The organism is Mycobacterium sp. (genome assembly GCF_035623875.1).
Classification (GTDB): Bacteria; Actinomycetota; Actinomycetes; order Mycobacteriales; family Mycobacteriaceae; genus Mycobacterium.
This window is the reverse complement of sequence record NZ_DASPSP010000084.1, coordinates 1-10,713: the sequence shown is the minus strand read 5'-3', so window position 1 is coordinate 10,713 and position 10,713 is coordinate 1. Positions and strand designations below refer to the sequence as shown.

Here is a 10,713-nt window from a genome sequence, read left to right as displayed (position 1 = left end):
CCCTGGTCGAGCAGCTTGCGGAACATCTCCACGCCGGTGACCGTGGTCTTGGTGGTGGACGGCTTGATGCCGACGATCTCGACTTCCTCGTTCACGTTGATCACACCACGCTCGACACGGCCGGTGACCACGGTGCCGCGGCCGGTGATGGTGAAGACGTCCTCGACGGGCATCAGGAACGGCTTGTCGGTCTCGCGGACCGGGTCTGGAATGGACTCGTCGACCGCATTCATCAGCTCGACGATGCCCTCGACCCACTTCGGGTCGCCATCGAGCGCCTTCAGTGCGGAGACCCGCACGACCGGAGCGTCCTCGTCGAACTCCTGGGCGGCCAGCAGTTCACGGACCTCCAGCTCGACCAGCTCGAGCAGCTCCTCGTCGTCGACCATGTCGGCCTTGTTCAGCGCTACCAGGATGTAGGGCACCCCGACCTGCCGGGCCAGCAGCACGTGCTCGCGGGTCTGCGGCATCGGGCCGTCGTTGGCGGCGACCACCAGGATCGCGCCGTCCATCTGCGCGGCACCGGTGATCATGTTCTTGATGTAGTCGGCGTGGCCCGGCGCGTCGACGTGCGCGTAGTGCCGCTTCTCGGTCTGATACTCCACGTGGGAGATGTTGATGGTGATACCGCGCTGACGCTCCTCGGGCGCATTGTCGATCTGGTCGAACGCCCGCGTCTCGTTCAAATCGGGGAATTTGTCGTGCAGAACCTTGGTGATCGCCGCGGTCAGTGTGGTCTTGCCGTGGTCAATGTGACCAATCGTCCCGATGTTGACGTGCGGCTTCGTCCGCTGGAACTTCGCCTTCGCCACTTCTGTGTCCTCCTGGACTTGTTGGTGCTTGTTAAAGCAGTGTTGTTATTTCTGTTGTGCCGCGGTAGTGACCGGGCAAGGTTACTCCCCGTAGCGATTCACTCGCCCGTCGCCTTCGCTTCGGCCGATTGCTCGCCTCCGTGCTCGTGAGTTGATACTCACTCGCCCGTCGCCTTCGCGATGATCTCCTTCGACACGTTTGCCGGCACTTCGGCGTACGAGTCGAACACCATGGAGTAATTCGCCCGGCCTTGAGTCTTCGACCGCAAGTCGCCGACATAGCCGAACATCTCCGAGAGCGGCACGTGCGCCCTAACGACACGTGCACCAGCCCGCTCATCCATGGCCTGGATTTGGCCACGGCGGGAGTTCAGGTCACCGATCACGTCGCCCATGTAATCCTCCGGCGTTATGACCTCGACGGCCATGATCGGTTCCAGGATCACCGGCTGAGCCGCTGCGGCCGCCTTCTTCATGACGTGCGAACCCGCGATCTTGAACGCCATCTCCGAGGAGTCGACGTCATGGTAGGCGCCGTCGAGCAAGGTGACTTTCACGTTCACCAGCGGGTAGCCGGCCAGCACACCGTACTGCATGGCGTCCTGCGCACCGGCGTCCACCGACGGGATGTACTCGCGCGGTATCCGGCCACCGGTGACCTTGTTCTCGAACTCGTAGGTGGCGCCGTCCTCGCCGGTGAACGGCTCGACGGTGACGATGACCTTGGCGAACTGGCCGGAGCCGCCGGTCTGCTTCTTGTGGGTGTACTCGACGTTCTCCACCTTGCGGCGGATCGTCTCCTTGTACGCCACCTGCGGCTTGCCGACGTTGGCCTCGACCTTGAATTCGCGGCGCATCCGGTCGACCAGGATGTCCAGGTGCAGCTCGCCCATGCCGCCGATCACGGTCTGGCCGGTCTCCTGATCCAGATGCACCTTGAAGGTCGGGTCCTCCTCGGCGAGCTTCTGAATCGAGGCGCTCAGCTTCTCCTGGTCGGTCTTGGTCTTCGGCTCGATAGCCACCTCGATGACCGGGGCGGGGAAGGTCATCGACTCCAGCACGACCTGGTGGTTCGGGTCGCTCAACGTGTCACCAGTGGTGGTGTCTTTGAGGCCGATCACCGCGTAGATGTGGCCCGCCGAGGCACGCTCGACGGGGTTCTCCTTATTGGAGTGCATCTGGAACAGCTTGCCCAGCCGCTCTTTCTTGCCCTTGGTGGCATTGATGACCTGGCGGCCGGACTCCACGGTGCCCGAGTAGACCCGGATGTAGGTGAGCTTGCCGAAGAACGGATGCGACGCGATCTTGAACGCCAGCGCTGCGAACGGCTCATCGGTCGTGGCGTGCCGGACGATCTCCTCGTCCTCGTGACCCGGTGCGTGCCCGACGGCCGGCGGCACATCCAGCGGCGACGGCAGGTAGTCGACCACGGCGTCCAGCATCGGCTGCACGCCTTTGTTCTTGAATGCGCTGCCGCACAGCACCGGGTAGATCTCCGAGGCGATGGTCAGCTTGCGGATCGCCGCCTTGATCTCGGCGACGGTGATCTCCTCGCCGCCGACGTACTTCTCCAGCAGCTCCTCGTCGGTCTCGGCGACGATCTCCAGCAGCTTGGTGCGATACTCCTCGGCCGTCTCAGCCAGCTCGGCGGGGATATCGATGGTGTCGTAGGTCTCGCCCAGCTTGGTTTCCCCACGCCATACCTTGGCGTTCATCTCGACCAGGTCGACGATGCCCTCGAATTCGCTCTCGGAGCCGATCGGCAACTGGATCGGCACCGCGTTGGCGCCGAGCCGCTCCCCCATCGTCTTGACGGAGAAGTAGAAGTCGGCGCCAATCTTGTCCATCTTGTTGACGAAGCAGATCCGCGGGACGTCATATTTGTCGGCCTGCCGCCACACCTGCTCGGACTGCGGCTCGACGCCTTCCTTGCCGTCGAAGACGGCCACGGCTCCGTCGAGCACCCGCAGGTTGCGCTCCACCTCGACGGTGAAGTCGACGTGCCCCGGGGTGTCAATGATGTTGAGCTGGTTATCTTTCCAGAACGTCGTGGTCGCCGCGGAGGTGATGGTGATTCCGCGCTCCTGCTCCTGCTCCATCCAGTCCATGGTGGCGGCGCCGTCGTGCACCTCACCGATCTTGTAGTTGATGCCGGTGTAGTACAGGATGCGTTCTGTCGTCGTCGTCTTACCGGCATCGATGTGCGCCATGATGCCGAAGTTGCGGACCTTACTCAGGTCGGTCAGCACGTCCTTCTGTGCCACAGAAGTCTTCCCACTCTTTCAGTTGATTGTCAGTTCGCCGTCAGTTTGCGCCCGGCCTCGTCGCCGGCGTTCTCACCAGCGATAGTGCGCAAAGGCGCGGTTTGCCTCGGCCATCTTGTGGGTGTCTTCGCGTCGCTTGACGGAGGCCCCCAGGCCATTGCTGGCATCCAGGATCTCGTTTGCCAGGCGCTCGATCATGGTCTTCTCCCGACGCTGCCGGGAGAAGCTGACCAGCCAGCGCAGCGCAAGCGTCGTGGAACGATCGGGCCGCACCTCGACGGGCACCTGATACGTGGCACCACCGACGCGGCGGCTACGCACCTCCAGGGCTGGCTTGACATTGTCCAGAGCCCGCTTGAGCGTGATCACCGGATCGGTGCCGGTCTTTTCCCGGGCTTGTTCGAGCGCACCATAAACAATGCGCTCAGCCAGCGATTTCTTCCCCTTCAGCAGAACTTTGTTGACCAGCTGCGTGACCAGCTGCGATCCGTAGACCGGATCGTTGACCAGCGGACGCTTCGGCGCGGGCCCCTTGCGCGGCATTAGCTCTTCTCCTTCTTGGCGCCGTAGCGGCTGCGAGCCTGCTTGCGGTCCTTCACACCCTGAGTGTCGAGCGAGCCACGGATGATCTTGTACCGCACGCCGGGCAGGTCCTTCACCCGGCCGCCACGCACCAGGACCATCGAGTGCTCCTGGAGGTTGTGACCCTCGCCGGGGATGTACGCCGTCACCTCAACCTGGCTGGTCAGCTTCACACGCGCCACCTTCCGAAGCGCCGAGTTCGGCTTCTTCGGAGTCGTGGTGTATACGCGAGTGCACACGCCACGGCGCTGCGGGCTGCCCTTGAGGGCCGCGGTCTTGACCTTGGCGATCTTGTCGCGGCGCCCCTTGCGGACCAGCTGCTGAATGGTTGGCATTTACCGGCTTTCTGTCTCGCTGTGTTTCGTTCTCGGTGGTTCAAGTCTCTGTACTGCAGTTATGCCCGGCCGCACTACCCCGCGGCCGGGTGTGTCACACGCGCCCGCCGCATACTTCATCCGTAGCGTCGTGGACATGCGAATTGGCCCGGCGTGCGCATCTTTAGGTGAAGCGCCTTAAGCCGCCAGGCACGAGCTACCACAATACCCGCCGCCGGTCGGGCAGGTCAAAGCGATGGAGTTGCCGTCCGATGCCGCATTACCGGGGCTTATCGGGCGCCGGGTTGCTGCGGCGCTCCATGCCGGCCGCCAGCCGCAGCACCATGTCCGAGAACAGCGCGTCCGCGTCGATGATGTCGTCCATGACGCCGGTCATCTCCAGCAGCACGAAGCCGTGCAGTGCGGACCAGAATTCCAGCGCCGCATAAAAGGCCTCGCCGCCGTCGAGCCCGTAGGACGACAACACCGCGATCACCGGTGCGGCTGCGCCCCTGGTGGCGGCGGCATATTCAGGGTCCTCGCCACCTGGCGGCATCCGGGTGAACGCCGAGTAGCGACCCGGATGGTGATGGGCGTAGCTGCGATAGGCGGCGGCCATGACCAGCACAGCATCGTCGCGGGCCCGACCCTCGGCGACGCGGTTCAGCATGGTGATGATGTCGTCGATCACCCTCATCCGCACCGTGCGTCGCAGGTCCTCCAGGCTGTCGACGTGGTTGTACAGCGACGGACCTTTGGTGCCGAGCTGCGTCGCCAGCGCGTTGATCGTCAACGCGTCCCAGCCCTCCCGGTCCAGGAAAGTGAGCGCGGCGTTGACGATGATGTCGCGGCTCAGTCTGGCCGGGCGGGCCGCAGACTTCGCCCCGGCGCCCGACCGACCGGCCGGTGACTGGGGCTCGGCTGCCATGGCGATCGCCCTTCGGAGTACATTGACCGGGTTGGCCACCATCGCTTCCTCGATGGTTAATCAGCGGAAAACTCTAGTCTGCCGAAAATGTGGCCGGTGAGAGCGGCCCGAGGTGGCGACAATCCACGTACGCTCTCCTCGAGCAGATCAACGCGCCATGGCGAGAGGAGCCGACCGTGAAACGACGCTCCCATGCCGAGCCTTGGTCGCCGGCGCGCCGACCGGGAACGCCAGAAATGGCGATACTCACGTCACGGGCGTTGGCGTCGAGCGGACGATCGACTGCAATGGCGCCACGCTGCTGGTCGACGGGACGCGGAACACCGTCAACGCGCTGGGCACCTGCTGGGCGGTGACGCTGATGGGCTCGGGTCATACCGTCGTCGCCGACAACGTCGTCCACGACATCACTGTCAACCGCATCAGTCAGGTTGCGGGGTAAGCGAAGAATGCGCGCACCCAACACCGACGCCTCGTCTCGACCGCTAGCCGGGCCGCTGGTCCTGACGCTTTCCGCCGCAGTGGTGATGTTCGGGATGGTCGGCTGCGGCGGCAAGAACAACAACGCGGTCCCGTCGACAGCCTCCCCCACTTCGACGAGCTCGACGCCCTCGACGACACGCACGGGTGCGCAGTTCGACATCGGCAATACGATCAACTACACATCCCTCGGCACCACAACCACTCTCGACTGCGGCGACGGGAAGTCGCTGAACGTCGGCGGCTCCAACAACACCCTGACCGTCAACGGTACGTGCGGGACGGTCAGCATCGGCGGCGCGGACAACAAGATCACCCTCGACAAGATCGACAAAAATCTCAACGTTGTCGGGTTCAACAACACGATCACCTACAAAGACGGCAACCCCAAGGTCGAGAACCTCGGTACTGGCAACACCATCAACAAGGCCAGCTAGTCCCCTGCAAGCGGCGCCTGCGAGCGGGCTGCCATTGGCCGGCCCGGTAACGTGAATCTCAAGCGTTCGCGAAAACGGAAGGGTTGCAATGCCGTTCGAGATCCTCATCAACGGCAGTGGCATCGCCGCGCCGTGTCTAGCATTCTGGCTCAGCAGGCAAGGCCATGCCGTGACGATTACCGAACAGGCTCGCCAACTACGCACCGGTGGTCAGGCCGTCGACTTTCGGGGCACCTCGCTCGTGGTGCTCGAGAAGATGGGTCTGCTGGCTCAGGTGCGAGCGAGTGCCACGCAGATGGGTCCGCTCATCCTCGTCGACGAACGCGGCAAGGAAGTCGGCCGGCTACCCGCCGAAGTCATCAGCGGCGAGTTGGAAATCTTCTGGGGCGACCTGGCCCGCATCCTGTACGAAGCCGTCCGTGACGATGTCAATTACCGCTTCGGCGTTCATGTCACGGCCGTCGAGGACGACCGAGAGCGGGTCGACGTCACCTTCAGCGACGCATCGACGGGCAGCTATGACCTCGTAATTGGCGCTGATGGGCTGCACTCCGGCGTGCGCGGCCTGGTTTTCGGCCCGGAAGAGCAGTGCGTCACGCAGCTGGGACAGTGTTTCGGGTTCTTCGACATCGAGAACCGCCTGCGGCTCGACCATTGCGGCGTAGCTTGTGCAGTTTCCGGTCGAACCGCGGTGTTGCAGGCCACCGACCCCGACAAGCCCGCGCGAGCGAGCTTCTATCTCACCGACCCGCAGCTCGACTTCGACTATCAAGATGTCGAACGCAACAAACAGTTGTTCGCCGAGCGGTTCGCCGGGATGGGTTGGCAGGTACCCACTTTGCTCGAAGGGCTCGCCGAGGCCACTGAGGTGTACTTCGACTCGATCGCCCAAGTCCACCTGGGCTCCTACTCACGCGGACGGGTATGCCTGATCGGCGATGCGGCTTGGTGCGCCTCGCCCCGTTCGGGCATGGGGACCAGCCTCGCGGTGGTCGGGGCCTACGTGCTGGCTCACGAGCTGCGAGCGGCAGGTGGCGACTACGCCGCCGCATTCGTCGAATATCAACGGCTATTGGCGCCGTTTGTCGCGCGGTGTCAGAAGCTCGCTGTCGACACCCTGAAGACGGACAATTTCTCCTCGGGCTGGCGCGCCCGACTGCGCAACGTCGGTCTTCGGCTGCTGCACATCCCAGCGGTCAGCAAGCTGGTGGCCAGGCAGTCGCTGGCCGTCGGGCGTTCTTTCACCCTACCGAGCTACTGAGTCGCACGACCAGGCCGTTACCCGCCGGCTGCGCCGTGGCGGCCCGCGCCAGCCGCGAAACGTCCAGCACCTTCCATCGCTTCAGCGGCCACCCGGGAAATGCTGGCGAATTCGTAATCAAGAGCGTCTGATTCGCTCTTCCCCCACTGATGCAGCGCCGATAGTCGATCCGAGCGCATACACTGCTGGGGCAGTGCGGCCAGCTGGGCGGCCAGTTGCTCGGCGGCTTCACGGGCCTGCCCTTTGGGCACAACGCGATTCGCCAGCCCGATCGCTAACGCTTCGGCGGCGTCGACCGAACGGCCGGTGAGAATCATGTCCATTGCCCGGCTCTGCCCGATCAGCCGGGGCAGCCTGATGGTGCCGCCGTCGATCAATGGCACCCCCCAGCGGCGGCAGAACACCCCGAACACCGCGGTCTCCTCGGCCACCCGCAAGTCGCACCACAACGCGAGCTCCAGGCCGCCGGCGACGGCGTAGCCACTGACCGCGGCGATCACCGGTTTCGACAGCGCCATTCGCGTCGGCCCCATCGGCCCGGGCCCTGTCCGGTGCACCGCGTTGGCCTCCGACGTGCCGAACGCCTTCAAATCCGCACCGGCACAGAAGGTTCCGTTATCGCCCCACAACACCGCCACCGAAGCGGTGTCGTCACGATCGAACTCCTCAAACGCCGAGAACAGTGCGGCCGCAGTCGGGCCGTTGACGGCGTTGCGGGCCGCCGGCCGGTTCAGGATCACCGTGGTCACCGGGCCATTGCGTTCTACGCGTACTGGATCGCTCATGTCGCCTCCACTAATCGGATACCGTCGCGCCGCTCGATCAGTTCGGCGGCGAAATCGTTGTAGGCAGCGCGCAGTCGCGCACCCGGCCAGTCCGCGGGCACCAATTCGGCAGGCAGCACCGGGTCGATCAACAGGTGGCGCACGATCGCAGCGGCGACCACGAACCGAGCAGGAACATTGGTTGCCTTCGACATCTCGGCGAGCAGCCGGTGACCGGTGCGGGCCCACGACGGCAGGTCCCATAGCTGGCCGGCCAACTCGGCGGGCGCGTCATCGCGGGCCTGCACTATCCGCACCCGGGCACGCAGTTGCGCGCCCAGGTCGAGCTCGATGTTGTCCGGCCGCATCCACACGCCCTCGCGCAGTTCCCCGAAACGCTTGTTGTGCAGCGTGGTTCGCAACGCGGCCCGGGTCCGGGGATCGGTACCCACGCTGGTGACAATCACCGTGGTCCAGTGTCCGTGCCAGGGTCGCAGCTGTGGTCGCATGGCGTCGTCCTGCCTGCGCTGGCGAGCCAGCAGTCGCTCGGAGAGCCGGTAGCCGTCTGCCGACCGGATCAAGTCGCCGGCGCTGACCATCCGGGTCAACGCGACGCGCAACGTGGCTTCCTTGATCCCGAAGTCGTTGGTAAGCCTTATCAATTCAGCCGCGCTGGCCCACGCCGGATGCGCGCCGAGCAGCACGCTGAGCACCACCGACCGGGCGGTCATGCGGGCCAGCGATTTCGGCATCGGGTCGACCGTCAGACCTGGGATGCCCGGCGTCCGTGGTCCCCGAACGGTTCGTCGCGATGACGCACCGCATCGCGGAAGCCGTGCTCGACGGCGTCGGCGACGAACGCATGCCCCTCCGGTGTGTGCCGGGCGATACCGTCGAAGACGGTGCTGACCATCCTGCTGGTGGCCACCCCCTGTTGCAGCAGCGCCGAATTGAGCGCGAGTTTGACCATGATCAGCTGATTGACCGGCACCGCGGCGATCCGCTCGACCAGGCGCTCCGTGCGCTCGTCGAGGTCTTCGGGGTCGGGCGCTTCGACCGCCAGTCCCCACTCGGCGGCTTGCGCCCCGGTGATGCAATCCCCGGTCAGCAGAAGGCGTTTGGCGCGCTGGTCGCCCAGCCGGTGCGCCCACAGCCCGGCGGCCGGCACTCCCCAGACCCGGGTTGGCGGGTAGCCGATCTTCGCGTCGGATGCGGCGATCACCTGGTCGGCGTGCAGGGCGATGTCGGTACCGCCGGCCACACAGTAGCCATGGATCTTGACCACCGTGGGCTTGTCCGCGTGCATCAGGCTGGAAAAGCCGCGCACGAAGCGACTCATCATCTGGTAGTCGATCATCGGGTCCCACGGCTGATTCGGTAGGTGGTTGACCGCCTGCGTCGTACCGTCCAGCACAGTCCCGCTGTACGCGCTGTAGGTGCCGGTGCCACCGGCTGAGCCGGTGCGATCCGCGTAGGCGCTCAGGTCGAAACCCGCGCAGAAACCCTTACCCCTGCCGGAGACCAGGATGACGTGCACGCCTGGATCCAGATCGGCCCGCTCGACTAGAGCCGACAGCTCCAGCGGGGTGTCGGCGATGATCGCGTTGCCCTTCTCGGGCCGATTGAACGTGATCCGCGCAACCCGGTCGGTGACCTCATAGGTCATCGTCTTCAAATTGTCGAAGTCGACCGGCCTGATCGCATGAGTCATATTGGGGCTCAGCCCTTTACCAGGGCTCGCTCCAGGATCGGCGCGAGATCCAGCCCGGCGGGCATGGTTCCGAACGCGCCGCCCCACTGTCCGTCGAGGCGGGTCGCCAAGAACGCCTCAGCAACTGCGGGATGTCCGTGGCGCACCAGCAGCGAGCCCTGCAGCGCCAGGCAGATGTCCTCGGCGACCTTTCGGGCCCGGTAAGTGATCGTTTCCAACTCGCCGAGCTGGGAGCGCAGCCGTTCGATGTGGCCGTCCAACCGTGCATCCTGGCCCACGCTCCTGGCGAGCTCGTCAAACAGCACGTCGACGCACTCCGGACGAGTTGCCATGGCGCGCAAGGTATCCAGCGCACTGACATTGCCGGAGCCTTCCCAGATACCCATCAGCGGCGCCTCACGGTACAGCCGCGGCATCCCGGAATCCTCGACATAACCGTTGCCGCCCAGGCATTCCAGCGCCTCCGCCGCGTGCGGCGTGGCGCGCTTGCACACCCAGTACTTGCTCGCCGCCAGTCCGATCCGGCGCAGCAGCGCTTCCCTCTGGTCTCCACGGATGGCGCTATCGGTGGCGCCGGCCATTCGCATCGCCACCATGGTAGCGGCCTCGGCCTCAACGGCGAGGTCCGCCAACACATTCCGCATCAGCGGCTGGTCAATCAAATACTCGCCGAATGCCTTGCGGTGCTGCGCGTGGTGGACAGCGTGGGTCAGCCCGGTGCGCATACTGGTGGCGCTGCCCAGCGTGCAGTCCAGCCGGGTCAGGTTGACCATCTCGATGATGGTCGGCACACCGCGGCCCTCCTCGCCGACCAGCCACGCGGTCGCGCCGTCGTACTCGACCTCGCTGGACGCATTGGCGTGGTTGCCGAGTTTGTCCTTCAGCCGCTGCAGCAGCATCCGGTTGCGGGTGCCGTCGGGCAGCACCCGTGGCAAAAAGAAGCAGGACAGCCCGCCCGGCGCCTGTGCCAGTACCAGGAAGATGTCGCACATCGGCGCCGAGGTGAACCATTTGTGGCCGGTCAGACTGTAGGTGCCGTCGGCGTTGCGGGTGGCCTGGGTGGTGCCGGCGCGGACATCGGAGCCGCCCTGCTTTTCGGTCATCGACATGCCCGCGGTGAGCCCGGGCTTTGTCGCTGGCACCGTGAGTTCCGGGTCGTA

The 10,713-nt window shown here is 65.0% G+C and carries 11 protein-coding genes and 1 pseudogene; 3 read left to right on the top strand and 9 right to left on the bottom strand.

Annotated elements, in window-relative coordinates:
• From VEI45_RS06975 to VEI45_RS06955, 5 genes are all read right to left on the bottom strand, one after another.
• On the bottom strand, nt 1-812 hold an 812-nt coding region (locus tag VEI45_RS06975), incomplete at its 3' end, for an elongation factor Tu (RefSeq protein ID WP_324851420.1).
• A gap of 158 nt (nt 813-970) precedes the next feature.
• Complete coding sequence (gene fusA / locus VEI45_RS06970; protein ID WP_324851418.1) at nt 971-3,076, bottom strand: elongation factor G; 2,106 nt, start codon at nt 3,074-3,076, stop codon at nt 971-973.
• 72 nt (nt 3,077-3,148) lie between these two features.
• Nucleotides 3,149-3,619 carry a 30S ribosomal protein S7 gene (gene rpsG, locus VEI45_RS06965; RefSeq protein WP_324851415.1) on the bottom strand — a complete coding sequence of 157 codons (471 nt, stop codon included), beginning with the start codon at nt 3,617-3,619 and terminating at the stop codon, nt 3,149-3,151.
• On the bottom strand, nt 3,619-3,993 hold the full coding sequence (gene rpsL / locus VEI45_RS06960) for a 30S ribosomal protein S12 (RefSeq protein WP_324851413.1): 375 nt from the start codon (nt 3,991-3,993) through the stop codon (nt 3,619-3,621). Before rpsL ends, rpsG begins: the two co-directional genes overlap by 1 nt.
• Before the next feature lie 259 nt (nt 3,994-4,252).
• Nucleotides 4,253-4,900: a TetR/AcrR family transcriptional regulator gene (locus tag VEI45_RS06955; RefSeq protein WP_324851411.1), complete on the bottom strand. Its 648-nt coding sequence runs from the start codon at nt 4,898-4,900 to the stop codon at nt 4,253-4,255.
• Nucleotides 4,901-5,057: 157 nt separating this feature from the next.
• On the opposite strand from VEI45_RS06955, the pseudogene VEI45_RS06950 reads away from it, so the two are divergent.
• The 3 genes and pseudogenes from VEI45_RS06950 to VEI45_RS06940 form a co-directional block, all read left to right on the top strand.
• Nucleotides 5,058-5,315 (top strand): annotated as a pseudogene (locus VEI45_RS06950) (DUF3060 domain-containing protein); the annotation flags it as partial.
• A gap of 34 nt (nt 5,316-5,349) precedes the next feature.
• Nucleotides 5,350-5,817, top strand: a complete 468-nt coding sequence (locus VEI45_RS06945; RefSeq protein ID WP_414687417.1) for a DUF3060 domain-containing protein — start codon at nt 5,350-5,352, stop codon at nt 5,815-5,817.
• Nucleotides 5,818-5,905: 88 nt separating this feature from the next.
• The gene (locus tag VEI45_RS06940; RefSeq protein WP_324851409.1) at nt 5,906-7,078 is read left to right on the top strand and encodes an FAD-dependent monooxygenase; all 1,173 of its coding nucleotides are present in this window, start codon (nt 5,906-5,908) and stop codon (nt 7,076-7,078) included.
• 17 nt (nt 7,079-7,095) lie between these two features.
• On the opposite strand, the gene VEI45_RS06935 is transcribed toward VEI45_RS06940, so the two are convergent.
• The 4 genes from VEI45_RS06935 to VEI45_RS06920 all read right to left on the bottom strand — a co-directional run.
• Nucleotides 7,096-7,863, bottom strand: a complete 768-nt coding sequence (locus VEI45_RS06935; protein WP_324851407.1) for a crotonase/enoyl-CoA hydratase family protein — start codon at nt 7,861-7,863, stop codon at nt 7,096-7,098.
• Entirely contained in the window at nt 7,860-8,582 is a 723-nt protein-coding gene (locus tag VEI45_RS06930; RefSeq protein ID WP_324851422.1) for a PaaX family transcriptional regulator C-terminal domain-containing protein, read from the bottom strand. The genes VEI45_RS06935 and VEI45_RS06930 overlap by 4 nt, the downstream gene beginning before the upstream one ends.
• A 23-nt stretch (nt 8,583-8,605) precedes the next feature.
• On the bottom strand, nt 8,606-9,553 hold the full coding sequence (locus VEI45_RS06925) for a crotonase/enoyl-CoA hydratase family protein (RefSeq protein ID WP_324851405.1): 948 nt from the start codon (nt 9,551-9,553) through the stop codon (nt 8,606-8,608).
• 8 nt (nt 9,554-9,561) lie between these two features.
• Nucleotides 9,562-10,713, bottom strand: a 1,152-nt coding sequence (locus VEI45_RS06920) for an acyl-CoA dehydrogenase family protein (protein WP_324851403.1), incomplete at its 5' end; no start/stop codon positions are given.